This is a genomic window from Nocardia exalbida NBRC 100660, assembly GCF_000308575.1.
GTDB classification, from domain to species: Bacteria; Actinomycetota; Actinomycetes; order Mycobacteriales; family Mycobacteriaceae; genus Nocardia; species Nocardia exalbida.
The window spans coordinates 59,854-75,377 of the sequence record NZ_BAFZ01000068.1 but is presented as its reverse complement, the minus strand read 5'-3'; the positions used below and the strand labels follow the sequence as shown (position 1 = coordinate 75,377).

The window sequence follows — 15,524 nt, the reverse complement described above, 5'->3', positions numbered from 1 at the left end:
GGCGCGCCGGACTCAGACCGGGACGCAGGGCGCCTGCGCGAAGCCGAGCAGCAGACAGCCGCTCGCGTCCGACAGCTTCCAGGTGCCGTCGACGTTTTCCCAGGTCAACGGGACGGCCGGGGCGGCGCCGTGCGGGGAGCTGATGGTCACCTGCGCGTTCGCGGTGTTGCCCTGGGTGGTGAGGTCGGCGACGGCGAAGGTCAGCGTGTAGCCCTGCAGGCCGGCGTTCATCTGGTCGATGTTCGCGGTGCGCTTGTCACCGTTGACGATCAGCTTGGACTTCTCCGCGGTGGGTACATTCGGATCGGCGAGCCTGACCAGCGTCGCCTGCAAGGTCTCGGCGGTCGGCGCGCCGGCCGCATGGTCGCCGTGATCGTGGGTACCCGACGCGGCGGCGCTGATGGTGGCGGAGGTCGCCGTGCTGGTGGAAGAGTCGTCGTCGGAGCCGCATGCCGCCAACGCGCCGGAGATGGCCAGCGCCGCGGCGGCGGTGGCAAGGGAAACACGCAGGGTTCTCGCGGGAAGGAGCATGGTGGCAACCTTTCGGCTCGGGCGGCGAGCGGGCTCGCCAGGGTCGGGTTAGGGCAGGCTAACATGGTGGTCCGGCCGCCGATCGCGGCCCAGATGTGATCACCACGAAACCATGTCGGAAAGCGAGAACGGGTCGCGCCCGGTAGCGTTGATAGACCGGGACTGGGAGGAGCAGCACATGAGCCCCATCGAGAATTCGGATTCGGCGGCCTGGAGAGAGCTCGAGGCGGTACGCGCCGAAGCGGCTGCACTCCGAAGGCAACTCGCCGACTCGCCGGATCGCACACGGGAATTGGAAGCCCGCATCGATTCGCTGACCATTCGCAACACGAAGCTGATGGACACCCTCAAGGAAGCGCGCCAGCAGTTGGTGGCGCTGCGCGAGGAGGTCGATCGGCTGGGTCAGCCGCCGAGCGGATACGGCATTCTGATCGGTGTGTACGACGATCAGACGGTCGACGTGTTCACTTCGGGTCGCAAGATGCGGTTGACGTGTTCACCGAACATCGAGACCTCGACGCTCGAATACGGTCAGACCGTCCGTCTCAACGAGGCGCTCACGGTCGTCGAGGCCGGGCACTACGACGCGGTCGGCGAGATCGGCACCCTCCGGGAGATCCTCGACGACGGACGTCGCGCCTTGGTCGTCGGCCATGCCGACGAGGAGCGCGTGGTGTGGCTGGCCGGCCCGCTGGCGAAGGTCGCCGAGGTGGACGACCTGGACGACCCCGATTCCCCCATTCGCAAGCTGCGGCCGGGCGACTCGCTCCTGGTGGACACGAAAGCCGGATTCGCCTTCGAGCGCATCCCCAAGGCCGAGGTCGAGGACCTCGTGCTGGAAGAGGTGCCCGACGTCGACTACGGCGACATCGGTGGTCTCGGCAGGCAGATCGAGCAGATCCGCGACGCGGTGGAGCTGCCGTTCCTGCACAAGGACCTCTTCCGCGAGTACGCGCTGCGTCCGCCGAAGGGCGTGCTGCTCTACGGTCCCCCCGGTTGCGGCAAGACGCTCATCGCCAAGGCGGTGGCCAACTCGCTGGCCAAGAAGATCGCCGAGGCGCGCGGTGAGGATGCCAAGGAAGCCAAGTCCTACTTCCTGAACATCAAGGGCCCCGAGCTGCTGAACAAGTTCGTGGGCGAGACCGAGCGCCACATCCGGATCATCTTCCAGCGGGCTCGCGAGAAGGCGTCCGAGGGCACGCCGGTGATCGTGTTCTTCGATGAGATGGACTCGATCTTCCGCACCCGCGGCTCGGGCGTCTCCTCGGACGTCGAGACCACGGTGGTTCCCCAGCTGCTGTCGGAGATCGATGGTGTCGAGGGCTTGGAGAACGTCATCGTGATCGGCGCCTCCAACCGTGAGGACATGATCGATCCGGCGATCCTGCGGCCTGGCCGCTTGGACGTGAAGATCAAGATCGAGCGTCCCGACGCGGAGTCGGCGCAGGACATCTTCTCGAAGTACCTCACCGAGCACCTGCCGCTGCACGACGACGACCTGGCCGAGTTCGGCGGCGACAAGAACCTGTGCATCCGCGCGATGATCGAACGGGTCGTCGACCGGATGTACGCCGAAAGCGAGGACAACCGCTTCCTGGAGGTCACCTACGCCAACGGTGACAAAGAGGTCCTGTACTTCAAGGACTTCAACTCCGGCGCCATGATCCAGAACATCGTGGACCGCTCCAAGAAGTACGCCATCAAGGCGGTGCTCGACACCGGCAACCCCGGCCTGCGCATCCAGCATCTCTACGATTCGATCGTGGACGAGTTCTCCGAGAACGAGGACCTGCCCAACACCACGAATCCGGATGACTGGGCCCGCATCTCGGGCAAGAAGGGTGAGCGGATCGTCTACATCCGCACGCTGGTCACCGGCAAGAACGCCAGCGCCAGCCGCGCCATCGACACCGAGTCGAACACCGGTCAGTACCTGTAACGGCTCGCCGGACCACGAAGGGCCGCGTCTCCTCGGAGGCGCGGCCCTTCGGCTGTTCGAGGGTGCGGCAGTGCGGCACCCCCGCTGGCCGCTCGTGCTAAAATTTGGCCATGCGGCCAGAAAATGGAACGGGCGGACAAGGCCGGTCGTTCATCGAGGAGGCCCGGCGGCGGCAGATCATCGCCGCGGCGGTGGAGGTGATCTCCGAGGTCGGGTACGCCAACGCCTCGCTGGCGCGCATCGCCGAGCATGCGGGAATCTCCAAGGGCGTCATCTCCTACCACTTCGAGGGCAAGGACGACCTGATGACGCAGCTGGTCATCCAGCTGTACGTCTCGGCCGCGGAGTACATCGCCCCGCGGGTGGGCGCGGCGGCCGGGGCGCGCGCAAGCCTGCTGGCCTACCTCGAATCGAACCTCGGCTTCATCGCGGCGAACACCACCTACGTGGCCGCGCTGGTGGATGTCGTGACGAATCTGCGAGACGCGGAGGGTAAACCGAAATTCGCCTCCGCCGACGGGGAGCGTGACATCATCGCCCCCCTGGTCGACATCATGACCGAAGGACAACGCACCGGGGAGTTCGGCGAGTTCGATCCGCTGCTGATGGCCAGGTCGATCCGCGACGCCATCGACGGCGCGGCCGGGCGCGCCGTGCGGGAGCCGGATTTCGCGATGGATGCCTACTCGGCGCATCTGTGCGGGCTGTTCGACACGGCGACGCGGAAGGCGGGCGAAGGTGACCGAGGTGCTGGATGTTCCACGGCGGCCGACTGATTCCGGCGAACCGCTACCACCGTTCGCCCTCGGCGGTGTGGGAGCGGTGGCGGCGCTCGGCGCGCTGGCGCTGCTGGTCTCCATCGGGCGGTACGGATTCTTCGGCGACGAACTGTATTTCGTAGCGGCCGGGCGCAGGCTCGCGGCAGGCTACGCCGACCAGGGGCCGCTGCTGCCCGCGATCGCCGCGACGATGGACCTGCTCGCCCCGGGTTCGCTGGTGGCGCTGCGTCTTCCGGCCGTGCTGTTCACCGTGGCGGCCGTGCTGGTGACCGCGCAGATCGCCCGGGAGTTCGGCGGCGGCCGCGCGGCGCAGGTGGTGACCGCGGCCGCCTACGCCACCTCGCCATTCCTGCTGGTGCAGGGCAGTCTGCTGGCCACCAACACCATCGACACGGCGCTGTGGGTGGTGGTGAGCTGGCTGGTGGTCCGCTGGGTCCGCACCCGCCGCGACGGCCTGCTGTTCGCCGCGGGGCTGGTCACCGCGCTGGATATGCAGGTCAAGTGGTTGATCCCGTTCTTCTGGATCGCGCTCGCGGTCGGGGTGGCGGTCTACGGGCCGCGTGAGCTGCTGCGCCGCCCGGCGCTGTGGTGCGGCGGCGCGGTCGTCGCGCTGAGCTCCGCGCCCAGCCTGGCGTGGCAGGCGGCGCACGGCTGGCCGCAGCTGCGTCTGGGTGGTGTGGTCGCCGCGGAGCAGGCCACGATCGGCGGCCGGGCTGTCTGGCTGCCGTTGGCGCTCGCCTCGGCCGGCTTGCTCGGCGGCATACTGCTGATCTACGGCGTGTGGACGCTGTTTCGGGCGGAGAACTGGCGGCCCTACCGATTTCTCGGGCTGTTGCCGCTGGTGCTGGTGGTCGTCTTCATCGCGACCGACGGACGTCCGTACTACGCGGCGGGCTGCTATGGGGTGCTGATCGCGGCGGGCGCGGTGCGCTGGACGGAGAATATGCGGCGCTCGCGGGTGCTGCTCACCGTCCCGGTGCTGGCGATCTCCGCCGCACTGCTGGTGTTCTCGCTGCCGCTGCGTCCGGAAGCGGACATCGAACCGGTCGCCGACCAAGCCGAGGCAGGCCTGGAAATCGCGGTGTACGGGCGATTCGGGTGGTCGGAGCTCGCGACGGGTGTGGCATCCGCGTACCGGGCGCTGCCGGAACAGGAGCGGGCGGTGGCGGTGGTGATCGCCGACTCCTATTGGCAGGCAAGCGCTCTGGATGTCGATCGCGGGGCATACGGCTTGCCCGCCGTGTACAGCCCGAACCGCGGTTTCGGATACTTCGGCGCCCCGCCGGACACGGCGACCACGGTGCTGTGGGTGGGCGGCACCGAGGCCGATGTGCTGGCACGCTGCGGGGAGGTGAGCGCGATCGGGCACGTCGACGCCCGGCTCGGATTTCCCGGCGTCACTCGCGCGGTCACCCTCTGGCGCTGCGCGCGACCGCATGAGCCCTGGTCGCGGGCCTGGTCGGATATGTTGCGGCTGAACTGAGTCCGCTTCACCACCAGCCGAGGATCGGCGACAAGCGCCTGCCGAGTTCCGGTGCGAGCGAGCGCGAATAGCTGGCGGTGAGGTGGTGCTCGTCGTGATAGATGAGGATGTTGCCCTCGGCGACCGCGCAGACGTCGCGTTCACACAGCGCGTCGGACAGATCCACCGGGAACACGTTGGGGAACGAGGCGGCGAACTCCAGCGCCGGGTTGACCGCATTCAGCGCGGCCGCGCGCGGCATGCCGCAGCTGATCCGGTCGCCCTGCTGGGCGAGGCAGTCGATGGCCCGATACCGCACCCCGTCGCGGCGCAGCCATGGTGTGTCGCGGATGGCGAGTACGTTGAGTCCACGGTCGGCCAGCCGGGCCCAGACGTCCAGGTAGTCGCCCGGGGTCTCGTCGCCGTCGCCGTCTCGCGGCCGGGTCGCCGTCGTGAAGACCCACTCCGGGCGTTCGACGGCCAACCGGTCGATCACCTCCACCGACCAGTCGCGGCAATCCGGATTCGCTTCGCCCTTGTACATCGGTTCCGCCGCCACCGTCAGTGGGCAGCCCATCTTCAGATACACCTCGACCCGGAAGGCGTGCTCGCGAGCGAGCAGGTCGAGGGCAGGCACCCAGTGCTCGGCGTGCGAGCTGCCCACCACCGCGAGGGTCCGCTCCGCCTGGGCATCCCCGTAGGTGCAGGTGACGACGTCGCGGGTGTCCCAGTCCGCGATGCAGCCGTCGCGAGACGGGTAGGCGGCGTCCGCCGGCGCTTCGTACATGGTCGGGCGCATCGGAGCCTCGGGCGTGCTCGCGCCGTCGACCAGCGCCTCCGCGCCGGGATAGTGCACCGGTTCCAGCGCCGTCACCGCCCGCGGCGGATTGGCTCTGGTCGCCACCTGCTCGCCGACCGACACCGCGAGCACCGCGATCCCCAGCGCCGCGACCAGTCGGCCGGTGTGGCGGGGGTGGACGGGTGTCTCGCGCGCCGAGCGGCCGGACCGCATCCGCAACGGCTCCTCGACGAACCGGTTCGTCAGGTAGGCGAGCGCCAACGACGCGCCGACGACCCCCAGTCCGACGCCGAGTCCGGCGGTCGCGGCTCCGGTCCGGGCCAGCACGAAGATCAGGACCGGCCAATGCCACAGGTACAGCGCGTAGGACAGTTCGCCGAGGCGGACCGCGGCCGCCGCGCCGAGCAGCCGGTTGGGCAGCGGTTGCTCGGCGGCGGTCAGGCCGCCGCCCGCGAGGATCAGCGCCAGCGTGGCGCCGACCGGCACCAGCGCGGCCGGACCGGGAAACCGGTCGGCACCGTCGATCAGCCATCCGCAGACCAGCACCATGACCGCACCGAGGACGGCCGCCGCGACCCGCACCGGGCGCGGCGGTTTCAGCCAGGGCGCCACGATCGCGAGCAGGCCGCCGGCCGACAACTCCCAGGCGCGGGCGAAGCTGTCGTAATAGTTCCAGCCCTGGTGCACCGCGGTGCCGTGCGCGGCGTAGACGAACGAGGCCACCGTGCCCGCGGCGAGCAGGACGGCCAAGACGGGGCGCAATGCCCCGGGGCGGCCGAAACGCAGGCACAGGGCCGCCGCCGACGCCACGACGAGCATCGCGAGCAAGTAGAACTGCATCTGCACGGCCATCGACCACAGGTGCTGGAGCGGGCTCACCGACGGATCGGCGGCCAGATAGTCCGACCAGGACAGCGCCAGATACCAGTTCTGGTAGTACAGCAGCGACGCCAGCGTCTGGGCCGCCATCTCGCCCCACTGGGTGAACGGACGCAGCAGCACGGTCGCCGCGACCACTGCTGCCAGCAGCGTCACCAGCGCGGGCAGCAATCTACGGGCGAGTCTGCCCGCGGTGTGGAGGATGCGGACGGTGCCGGTGGATTCCGCCCCGCGCAACAGCGAGCCGGTGAAGAAGAAGCCGGACAGCACCAGGAACACGTCCACGCCGCCCGAGACCCGCCCGAACCAGATGTGGAACGCCACGACCAGCGCTATCGCCACGCCGCGCAACCCGTCCAGATCGTGCCGGTATCCGCCGGCGCCCCGCTGCGGCCCCGCCGGGGCGACCGCACCCGGCCGGAGGAGCCGGTTCACCGCTCGGGCGACCGTCACCGGACTCGCACGGCGCGGTCGCCGCGGCAACGGAATGCGACGGCTCGGCAACGGGACGATGTACGGGACACGTCATCTCTCTTACCACGGCCGGTGAACCCCGGTCCAACTCGCGGGGCCGGTCCATGGTGCGGAAACAGTCGCTGAATCCGGACAATTCGGTCACCCGCGGATCGGTCGTCCTCGGCTGGTCGTTAGGGTGGAGTCGTGAACGTTGAGGTGACACCCCTGCCGGGTATCGGTGTGCGTAAGGATTTCCCGCTGACCAATACACGACGCCGGATAGGAGTGATCGACCATCGCGACGGCACGATGGACCTCATCGTGAGCAAGCCGGACGACCCCGATGAGACCGAACAGGTACCGCTGACGGCGAAGGAGGCGGCGGTGCTGGCCAGCCTGCTCGGTGCGCCGCAACTGGTCGAGCAGCTGCGCGAGGAACACCGTGAGTTCACCGGGCTGACCACCCGCCAGCTGTCCATCCCGGACCGGTCCCGCTTCGACGGTCGCATGCTGGGCGAGACCCAGATACGTACCCGGACCAAGGCGTCCATCGTCGCGGTGGTGCGCAGCGGGCAGCCCATTCCCTCCCCGGGGCCGGACTTCACCTTCACGGCGGGGGACGTGCTGGTCGTCGTCGGCACCGCGGAGGGCCTGGAGGCCGCCGCCAAGATCCTGTTAGACGGCTGAGCGCATGGTGGCACACGAGACCGCGCTCGCGCTGATCCAGCTGGGCGCGGTATTTTTCGGCCTCGGCCTGCTCGGGCGGATCGCCGCGCGCATCGGCATGTCGCCCATCCCGCTGTACCTGATCGGCGGGCTGGTGTTCGGCACCGGCGGCCTGGTCGAGTTGCGGCAGGTGGACGACTTCATTCACCTCGCCAGTGAGATCGGCGTCGTCCTGCTGCTGTTGCTGCTCGGCCTGGAATACAGCGCGCCGGAACTGGTCACCGGCATGCGCCGATCGTGGGCCGCGGGCGTGCTGGACCTCGTACTCAACGCGACGCCGGGTGTGCTCGTCGCGTTCGGGCTGGGCTGGGGGTTCACCGGCGCCATCGCCATGGCCGGCGTCACCTACATCTCGTCCTCGGGCATCGTCGCGAAGGTGCTCAACGATCTGGGCAGGCTCGGTAACCGCGAAACGCCGGTGGTCCTGTCCATCCTGGTGTTCGAGGACCTGGTGATGGCCGGATACCTGCCGGTGCTGACGGCGGTATTGGCCGGTGTGGGCTTCGTCGCCGGACTGAAGACGCTGGGGATCGCCTTGGCGGCGGTCACCGTCGTGCTGATCGTCGCGCTGCGCTACGGCCGCTACGTCTCCGCGATCGTCGACAGTGCCGACCGCGAGATCTTCCTGTTGAAGCTGCTCGGATCCGCGCTTCTGGTGGCGGGCGCGGCCTCCGCGGTCCAGGTGTCCGCGGCGGTGGGCGCCTTCCTGCTGGGCATCGCGATCTCGGACTCGACCGCGCACAACGCGACCAAACTGCTGGAACCCCTGCGCGATCTGTTCGCCGCGCTGTTCTTCGTGCTGTTCGGCCTGAGCACCGACCCGGCGAGCATCCCGCCGGTGCTGGGCTGGGCTTGCCTGCTGGCGCTCGTCACCACGGCCAGCAAGATCGCCACCGGCTGGTGGGCGGCCAAGCGGGCCGGGCGGGACGCCTCGGCCGGGCGCGCGCGGGCACCGCACTGGTCGCCCACGGCGAGTTCTCCATCGTCATCGCGGGACTCGCCGTCGCCGCGGGCGCGGTCCCCGCCGAATTCGCCGCCCTGGCCACCACCTACGTGCTGTTGATGGCGGTTCTGGGTCCGATCGCCAGCCGGTTCGTCGAGCCGGTCATGGCGCTGGTGCTGCGGCGGCGTGCCGGCGTGTCCTGACCGACGGTGGGCCGAACCCGCGGTGGCGACGCCGGAGCGCACCGCCACCGCGGTGGGATTCAGTTCCGTCCGGCGGCGACGGAGTTCAGCACGACCTCGACGGCAGGCTCGCCGTCGGAGGAGCCGTCCTTGACGCCCGCGGCGGCGATGGACGACAGAACATCCATGCCCGCGGTGACCCGTCCGAACGGGGTGTAGCTCGGCGGCAGCGGCGCGTCGCGGTAGACCAGGAAGAACTGGCTGCCGTTGGTGCCGGGCCCGGCGTTCGCCATGGCGACCGTACCGGCCGGGTAGGTGGCCCCCGCCAGGTTCTCGTCGGGGAAGAAGTAGCCGGGGCCGCCCATGCCGGTGGCGGTCGGGTCGCCGCACTGCAGGACGTAGATGCCTTCGGTGGTCATCCGGTGGCACTTCGTGTGGTCGAAGAACTGCTCACCGGCCAGGAACACGAACGAGTTGACCGTGCGCGGCGCGTGTGCCGCGTCCAGGGCGATGGTCACGGTGCCACAGCTGGTGGTCAGCGTCGCCGTGTATCCGGCGTTGGCATCGATGGTCATGCCGGGTTCGGCGGCCCATTGCTTGCCGTTCGGCTTACCGGCGGCCGGTGCGCCGCAGCCGGCCGGGCCCTGCTCCCGAGCCGGCGCGGGGGTCGCCGAGACGACACCCGTCGCGGACGCCACCAGCGTCACGCCGACGGCGAGTACCCCGAGGATTCGCAGCGATCGCCACGGTAGGCTCCGGCGCCCCGCGCGCCGGCCGTTGACGAGTTCTCGCGCTTGCACTTCGCTGCTCACCGCTGAAAAGCTCCTTCACTCGGGGTTGCGCACCGGACGATGCAGCGCGAATCATTCCATCTCCCCCGCAGTGGTGGGGGAGTACGGCTCGATTTCCGCCTCAGCGATCCGATGACAGGGCCTGCGATGGCCGCAGATCGGCCACAAAAGAGTTTCCGGCAACTTGTTGGACAACAGAGTTGTTGCCGGTGACGTATAACAAAGCATGGGAATCGTTCGAGCGGCGCTGGTCCAAACGAACTGGACCGGCGACAAAGAGTCGATGCTGAAGGCGCACGAGGCGTACGCGCGCCGGGCCGCCGCGGAGGGTGCCGCGGTGATCTGCTTCCAAGAGCTGTTCTACGGGCCTTATTTCTGCCAGCAGCAGGACACGGGGTTCTACGACTACGCCGAATCCGTCCCGGGGCCGACCACGGAGCGATTCGCCGAACTGGCGAAGGAATTACGCCTGGTGATGATCCTGCCGGTGTACGAGCAGGAACAGCCGGGCCTGCTGTACAACACGGCCGCGGTGCTCGACGCCGACGGCAGCTATCTCGGTAAGTACCGCAAACATCACCTGCCGCACGTGCACGGGTTCTGGGAGAAGTTCTACTTCCGCCCGGGCAACCTCGGCTGGCCGGTGTTCGACACCGCGGTCGGCAGAGTCGGCGTGTACATCTGCTACGACCGGCACTTCCCGGAGGGCTGGCGCGCGCTGGCCCTGTCCGGGGCGGAGATCGTGTTCAACCCGTCGGCCACCTCGCGCGGTCTGTCCGGTTACCTCTGGAAACTGGAACAACCGGCGGCAGCGGTGGCCAACGAGTATTTCATCGGCGCCATCAACCGCGTCGGCGTCGAGGAGTACGGCGACGACGACTTCTACGGAACCAGCTACTTCGTCGACCCGGAAGGCCAGTTCGTCGGTGACCTCGCCTCCGACACCGACCCCGAGCTGGTCGTCCGCGATCTGGACATGGACCTGATCAAGGTGGTGCGCGATCGCTGGGCCTTCTACCGCGACCGCCGCCCCGACGCCTACGGGCCGCTGGTCGCCCCCTGAGACCGGGGAACGACATGGCGCGCACTTTCATCCACGGCGGCACGGTCGTCTCCGCCACCGGATCGCAGCCGCTCGACGTGCTCGTCGAGGGCGAGACCATCGTCGCCGTCCTCCAGCCGGGCTCCGCCGCGCTGGGCGCGGACCTCGCCGCCTCCGCCGATCGGGTGCTCGACGCGACCGGCAGATACGTGATCCCCGGCGGTGTGGACGGCCACACCCACATGCAGATGCCCTTCGGCGGGACCCAGGCCTCCGACACCTTCGAGACCGGCACCCGCGCCGCCGCGTGGGGCGGCACCACCACCATCGTCGACTTCGTCGTGCAGAAGCCGGGGGAGCGGGTGCAGGACACCTTGGCCGCCTGGCATGCGAAGGCCGCCGGACAGTGCGCGATCGACTACGGCTTCCATCAGATCATCGGTCAGGTCGACGACGAGTCCTTGAAGGGGATGAGCGAATTGGTGGCCGAGGGGGTCACCAGCTTCAAACTCTTCATGGCCTACCCGGGTGTCTTCTACTCCACCGACGGCCAGATATTGCGCGCCATGCAGTCCGCGGCCGAGCTGGGTGCGCTGCTGATGATGCACGCCGAGAACGGGATCGCCATCGATGTGCTGGTCGAGCAGGCGCTCGCGCGCGGGCAGACCGCGCCGTACTTCCACGGCACGACCAGACCGTGGCAGCTGGAGGAGGAGGCCACCCACCGCGCGATCATGCTGGCCGAGCTGACGGGCGTGCCGCTGTATGTGGTGCATGTGTCGGCCCGGCAGGCGCTGGCCCAGATCGCCGCCGCCCGCGACGCCGGACGCAACGTCTTCGGCGAGACCTGCCCGCAGTACCTGTACCTCTCGCTCGAAGATCAGCTGGGCGCAGCGGGTTTCGAGGGCGCGAAGTGGGTGTGCTCGACACCGCTGCGATCGAAGGCCGAGGGGCATCAGGACGAGCTGTGGCGCTATCTGCGGACCGGTGACGTCACGACCGTGGGCACCGACCACTGCCCGTTCTGCATGAAGGACCAGAAGAAGCTGGGTCTCGGCGACTTCAGCAAGATCCCCAACGGCATCGGCGGCGTCGAGCATCGGATGGACCTGATGTTCCAGGGCGTCCGGAGCGGGCGGATCTCGCTGGAACGCTGGGTCGAGGTCTGCTGCACCGCGCCGGCCCGGATGTTCGGCATGTACCCGCGCAAAGGAGTGATCAGCCCGGGGGCGGACGCCGACATCGTCATCTACGACCCGGACGGCCACACCAGCATCGGTCTCGGCAAGACCCACCACATGAACATGGACTACTCGGCCTACGAGGGATTCGAGATCGACGGTCACGTCGACACGGTGCTGTCCCGGGGCCGGGTGGTCGTGGACGGCGGCGGCTATCTCGGTCGCGCGGGACACGGCCGGTTCGTCAAGCGTGACCTCTCGCAGAACCTGATCTGACGCGCCTTTCGATCCTCGAAACGGAGAGTGCCGCATGGACATCGGTCTGGTGCTGCAATGCACGCCCCCGGCCTCGCGGGTGATCGAACTGGCCAGGCTCGCGGAGACGTACGGGTTCTCCCACGTCTGGACCTTCGACTCGCATCTGCTCTGGCAGGAGCCGTATGTCATCTACAGCCAGATCCTCGCGGCCACCCGCAAGGTGATGGTCGGTCCGATGGTGACCAACCCGGCCACCCGGGACTGGACGGTGACCGCGTCGACCTTCGCCACCCTCAACGAGATGTTCGGCAACCGCACACTGTGCGGGATCGGGCGCGGTGACTCGGCGGTGCGCACGCAAGGCGGGAAACCCGCCACCCTGGCAACGCTGCGGCAAGCGGTGGAGGTGATCCGGGAGCTGGGCAACGGGCGCAGCGCGCGAATCGATGACACGGTGGTCCGGCTGCCGTGGGCGGCGGACTCGCGGCTGGAGGTATGGGTAGCGGGCTACGGGCCACGTGCTCTCGACTTGACCGGCGCGGTCGCGGACGGCTTCATCCTGCAGCTGGCCGACCCGGACATCACCGCATGGACCATCGCGCGGGTGCGCGCGGCGGCCGAGCGCGCGGGCCGGGACCCGGCGACGGTGCGGATCTGCGTCGCCGCGCCCGCTTACGTCACCGACGGGACGGACGCGGCGCTGGCGCACGCGCGCCGACAGTGCCGATGGTTCGGCGGGATGGTCGGCAACCACGTGGCGGAGATCGTCGAGAGATACGGGACGACGGGCGATATTCCGGCCGCCCTCACCGACTACGTCGAAGGCAGGCGAGGTTACGACTACAACCAGCACGGACGCGCGGACAACGTGCACGCCGAATTCGTGCCCGACGCCATCGTGGACCGCTTCTGCCTGCTGGGCACGCCCGACGACCAGCTGTCCCGGTTGCGCGGCCTCGCGGAGCTGGGCGTGGACCAATTCGCCGTCTACCTCCAGCACGACGCGAAAACCGCGACCCTCCAGGCGTACGGTGAATCGGTGCTGCCTCGTCTCGCTCCCCTCGTGACCGCTACCCGGTCCACCGCGGGGAGCGACTAGCGTGGTCGATCACGTCTTCTGACTCGCTGATCGGGGTGAACTCGCCTCGGGTGCGTGCCCCGCGGACGAGAGACCGGCCACTCACCTGAATCAGCCGGTGAAGGATTCGGGACCGAAACGGCCCCATGCCACGAAGGCGGCCAGCGCGAGGTAGACGAGGTTCAGCGCGACGTATTTGTACTGGCCGTAACGGCCGTGGGTGATCATCGCGCCGACCATCAACAGGATCCAGCAGACGGCAGTCACCGCCACCATCACCGGTGCGATGTCCAAGGCGGCGGGCAGGATCAGGCCCGCCGCGGCCAGGATCTCGAGAACTCCGAGAGTTTTGACGAAACCGGCGCTTGCGTGCATCGTCCATCCCCCACCGGACTTCGCGCCCAATTCGTCCAATTCGGCCTTGGGCATGAAAGTCTTGGTGAGGCCACCGAAAAGGGAAAGCGCGGCAAGTAGCCCGGCAACGATCCAGAGGGCGAGATTCATGAGCTTCTCCTGGGGTTCAGGCGACTCGGATTCGTCTGGACGATCCGAAGGTCGCCGACGGGCTGCTCGACGATGCGGTGCGCGGGCATCGCTGTCAGCTTCCCGTTGGTGTAACTGGTCGGACACCAGACACCGGCTGCTCTGTGTGTGTGACACACGCCGGGCGTGACGTGCGTCACGGCGCAGTGCGATTGCCTTTCCATGGCCGCGGTGCGCCTCGCCCATCGGTGATCTGCACTGCTCCTGTCACGATGATCGATCGCGCAGTGTTTGCCGGCCAAATCCCTTTGCGGCCACGGGGGCACCATGGCTGGAGACCCCGGCGCGGTGGTGATCGGAGGCGATATGCCGGTGTGATGGCAGACCAACCGTGGACAGCTCGAACTCGCGGCGGCCTGTATCGCACGGTTGGATCGTGCCGCGGCGGGCCGACTGTGGGATCCGGCCAGCGTCATGACCGAAATCCGCTAGCATCGCCTGGCATCCCGGACGCCAGAATGAAACGTTATGCGCTCAACCACCCCGACCGTCATATTGATGATGGTGGCAGTCCTGCTCACAGGATGTTCGATTCCGACCCATCTTCCCGTCCAGCCGACCCCGCTTCCTGTCCGATAGCGAACTCGAGATGTGGGAGTGGTTCCTGACCGATCAACCCACCCCATTCTTCGTCCGGATTGCCGTCTACGACCCGCCCGGCAAAGCAGGCCGCACCCTGGACGTCGCGATATATCCTCCTGTCGGAAAGCAGCTCACCGCAGCGCAGGCAACACAACTCGCCGAAAAGCATCTTCCCTACTCGGCCCAGCCCGGTGCCGTGGTCGACTACACGATCGAAACGCGCAGCGGCCCCGGTTTCGCGGTCTTCGTCGGCGGTTGCCAGCCATCCTGGCGCGATGTTTCACCGGAGTCGCAGCCCTACGCGCGTCGGTATGAACGCTGCTAGGCCCGTGTCTCAGTAGTGGGCGCCGACTCTCGGTCGTCGGAGCCGAAGAGGCGACCTACCCGGTCGGATAGATTGAGAAGGAATTCGTGGTGGTCGACCTGGTGGGAGGCGCAGTGGGAGCGAACGCGGAGTCGGCGACGGGTCCGGCGACGTTCGACCATCTGGTCGCCGAGATCCGCGCCAGGTGGGGTTCGCTGTCGGCCTCGCACAAGAAGCTGGCCGAGCGCGTGCTGTCGGACCCGGAGGCGGTGGCCTTCATGACCGTGTCCGATCTGGCGAGCGCGGTCGCGGTCAACGAGGCCACAGTGGTGCGGTTCGCGAACGGTCTCGGGCTCAAGGGGTATCCCGGGTTGGCCCGCCTCTGCCAGGAGCGGCTGCAGGAGCAGGCGCAGTTGCTGCGGCGTTTCGAGAACCTCGAGCACGTGGTGGCGCAGGGGGCGGGCGTGCGGGAGAGTCAGGTGGTGCTGGACCAAGCGAATATCGCGCGCTCCTTCGCGGGTATCGCGGACGCCACATGGGACGCGGTCGCCGCACAGCTGGCGCGCGCGCCGCGGGTGCACGTGATGGGTCTGCGTAAATGTCATGCTCCGGCTTATCTGCTGGGTTACCTGCTCGGTTTGCTACGTGAGGACGTGGTGACCATAACGGGGGCCAGTGGATCGCTGACCGACGAATTGCGGCGCGTTCGCGCGGGGGACTGTTTCGTGGCCGTATCGATCCATCGCTACAGTCTGGACACCGTCCGCGCGGCGCGGTGGGCACGCCGACGTGGCGCGCACGTCGTGGCCCTGACCGACACCCCGGTCTCGCCGCTGGCGGTGGCGGCGCACGAGACCTTCTACGTCGAGGCGTCGAGTGCGAGCGTGCTGCGTTCGATGACCGCCTTCACGTCGATCGTCCAAGCGCTGTCCGGTGCGGTGGCCCATCTACTCGGCCACGAGGTCCGCGAGACATTGCTGGCGGAGGAGAGACTGCTCGACGAATTCGGCGTATACGCCGCCGACGATATCTGATTCCCTCTGTCGGTG

At 68.3% G+C, this 15,524-nt stretch carries 13 protein-coding genes and 1 pseudogene; 10 read left to right on the top strand and 4 right to left on the bottom strand.

Annotation, left to right across the window (positions count from 1 at the left end; genetic code table 11):
- Nucleotides 1-12: 12 nt before the first annotated feature.
- Nucleotides 13-531, bottom strand: coding sequence for a WKL family lipoprotein (locus ON29_RS16420; RefSeq protein WP_051175282.1), 519 nt, complete (start codon nucleotides 529-531; stop codon nucleotides 13-15).
- Nucleotides 532-709: 178 nt separating this feature from the next.
- On the opposite strand from ON29_RS16420, the gene arc reads away from it, so the two are divergent.
- The 3 genes from arc to ON29_RS16405 all read left to right on the top strand — a co-directional run bounded on the left by arc (nucleotide 710) and on the right by ON29_RS16405 (nucleotide 4,732).
- Nucleotides 710-2,470 carry a proteasome ATPase gene (arc, locus tag ON29_RS16415; RefSeq protein ID WP_040867337.1) on the top strand — a complete coding sequence of 587 codons (1,761 nt, stop codon included), beginning with the start codon at nucleotides 710-712 and terminating at the stop codon, nucleotides 2,468-2,470.
- 110 nt (nucleotides 2,471-2,580) lie between these two features.
- Nucleotides 2,581-3,246 carry a TetR/AcrR family transcriptional regulator gene (locus ON29_RS16410; RefSeq protein WP_040867211.1) on the top strand — a complete coding sequence of 222 codons (666 nt, stop codon included), beginning with the start codon at nucleotides 2,581-2,583 and terminating at the stop codon, nucleotides 3,244-3,246.
- The gene (locus ON29_RS16405; RefSeq protein WP_245548982.1) at nucleotides 3,209-4,732 is read left to right on the top strand and encodes an ArnT family glycosyltransferase; all 1,524 of its coding nucleotides are present in this window, start codon (nucleotides 3,209-3,211) and stop codon (nucleotides 4,730-4,732) included. The genes ON29_RS16410 and ON29_RS16405 overlap by 38 nt, the downstream gene beginning before the upstream one ends.
- Nucleotides 4,733-4,739: 7 nt before the next feature.
- On the opposite strand, the gene ON29_RS16400 is transcribed toward ON29_RS16405, so the two are convergent.
- The gene (locus tag ON29_RS16400; protein WP_051175299.1) at nucleotides 4,740-6,824 is read right to left on the bottom strand and encodes an acyltransferase family protein; all 2,085 of its coding nucleotides are present in this window, start codon (nucleotides 6,822-6,824) and stop codon (nucleotides 4,740-4,742) included.
- A gap of 225 nt (nucleotides 6,825-7,049) precedes the next feature.
- Between ON29_RS16400 and ON29_RS16395 the strand changes: the two genes are divergently transcribed.
- Complete coding sequence (locus ON29_RS16395; protein WP_040867207.1) at nucleotides 7,050-7,532, top strand: cation:proton antiporter regulatory subunit; 483 nt, start codon at nucleotides 7,050-7,052, stop codon at nucleotides 7,530-7,532.
- Nucleotides 7,533-7,536: 4 nt separating this feature from the next.
- Nucleotides 7,537-8,717, top strand: a pseudogene (locus tag ON29_RS16390) (cation:proton antiporter).
- 59 nt (nucleotides 8,718-8,776) lie between these two features.
- Here the strand turns inward: ON29_RS16390 and ON29_RS16385 are convergent.
- Complete coding sequence (locus tag ON29_RS16385; protein WP_245548981.1) at nucleotides 8,777-9,508, bottom strand: peptidylprolyl isomerase; 732 nt, start codon at nucleotides 9,506-9,508, stop codon at nucleotides 8,777-8,779.
- Nucleotides 9,509-9,713: 205 nt separating this feature from the next.
- On the opposite strand from ON29_RS16385, the gene ON29_RS16380 reads away from it, so the two are divergent.
- From ON29_RS16380 to ON29_RS16370, 3 genes are read left to right on the top strand one after another with little or no spacing between them, the layout of a single operon-like run.
- Nucleotides 9,714-10,550: a nitrilase-related carbon-nitrogen hydrolase gene (locus ON29_RS16380; RefSeq protein WP_040867205.1), complete on the top strand. Its 837-nt coding sequence runs from the start codon at nucleotides 9,714-9,716 to the stop codon at nucleotides 10,548-10,550.
- Nucleotides 10,551-10,564: 14 nt separating this feature from the next.
- On the top strand, nucleotides 10,565-11,986 hold the full coding sequence (gene hydA / locus ON29_RS16375; protein WP_040867203.1) for a dihydropyrimidinase: 1,422 nt from the start codon (nucleotides 10,565-10,567) through the stop codon (nucleotides 11,984-11,986).
- Nucleotides 11,987-12,020: 34 nt separating this feature from the next.
- The gene (locus ON29_RS16370; protein ID WP_040867202.1) at nucleotides 12,021-13,067 is read left to right on the top strand and encodes a TIGR03842 family LLM class F420-dependent oxidoreductase; all 1,047 of its coding nucleotides are present in this window, start codon (nucleotides 12,021-12,023) and stop codon (nucleotides 13,065-13,067) included.
- Nucleotides 13,068-13,157: 90 nt separating this feature from the next.
- Here ON29_RS16370 and ON29_RS16365 read toward each other — a convergent pair whose 3' ends face one another.
- Nucleotides 13,158-13,550: a DoxX family protein gene (locus ON29_RS16365; protein WP_040867200.1), complete on the bottom strand. Its 393-nt coding sequence runs from the start codon at nucleotides 13,548-13,550 to the stop codon at nucleotides 13,158-13,160.
- 628 nt (nucleotides 13,551-14,178) lie between these two features.
- Between ON29_RS16365 and ON29_RS16360 the strand changes: the two genes are divergently transcribed.
- Both ON29_RS16360 and ON29_RS16355 read left to right on the top strand, forming a co-directional pair.
- On the top strand, nucleotides 14,179-14,496 hold the full coding sequence (locus tag ON29_RS16360; protein ID WP_040867199.1) for a hypothetical protein: 318 nt from the start codon (nucleotides 14,179-14,181) through the stop codon (nucleotides 14,494-14,496).
- 89 nt (nucleotides 14,497-14,585) lie between these two features.
- Complete coding sequence (locus tag ON29_RS16355; RefSeq protein ID WP_217999199.1) at nucleotides 14,586-15,509, top strand: MurR/RpiR family transcriptional regulator; 924 nt, start codon at nucleotides 14,586-14,588, stop codon at nucleotides 15,507-15,509.
- The last annotated feature ends 15 nt before the right edge of the window (nucleotides 15,510-15,524 follow it).

Coding starts and splice junctions, on each gene's coding strand:
- ON29_RS16420 (WP_051175282.1), bottom strand. CDS start 531: ATGCTCCTTCCCGCGAGAACCCTGCGTGTTTCCCTTGCCACCGCCGCC.
- arc (WP_040867337.1), top strand. CDS start 710: ATGAGCCCCATCGAGAATTCGGATTCGGCGGCCTGGAGAGAGCTCGAG.
- ON29_RS16410 (WP_040867211.1), top strand. CDS start 2,581: ATGCGGCCAGAAAATGGAACGGGCGGACAAGGCCGGTCGTTCATCGAG.
- ON29_RS16380 (WP_040867205.1), top strand. CDS start 9,714: ATGGGAATCGTTCGAGCGGCGCTGGTCCAAACGAACTGGACCGGCGAC.
- hydA (WP_040867203.1), top strand. CDS start 10,565: ATGGCGCGCACTTTCATCCACGGCGGCACGGTCGTCTCCGCCACCGGA.
- ON29_RS16370 (WP_040867202.1), top strand. CDS start 12,021: ATGGACATCGGTCTGGTGCTGCAATGCACGCCCCCGGCCTCGCGGGTG.
- ON29_RS16365 (WP_040867200.1), bottom strand. CDS start 13,550: ATGAATCTCGCCCTCTGGATCGTTGCCGGGCTACTTGCCGCGCTTTCC.
- ON29_RS16360 (WP_040867199.1), top strand. CDS start 14,179: ATGTGGGAGTGGTTCCTGACCGATCAACCCACCCCATTCTTCGTCCGG.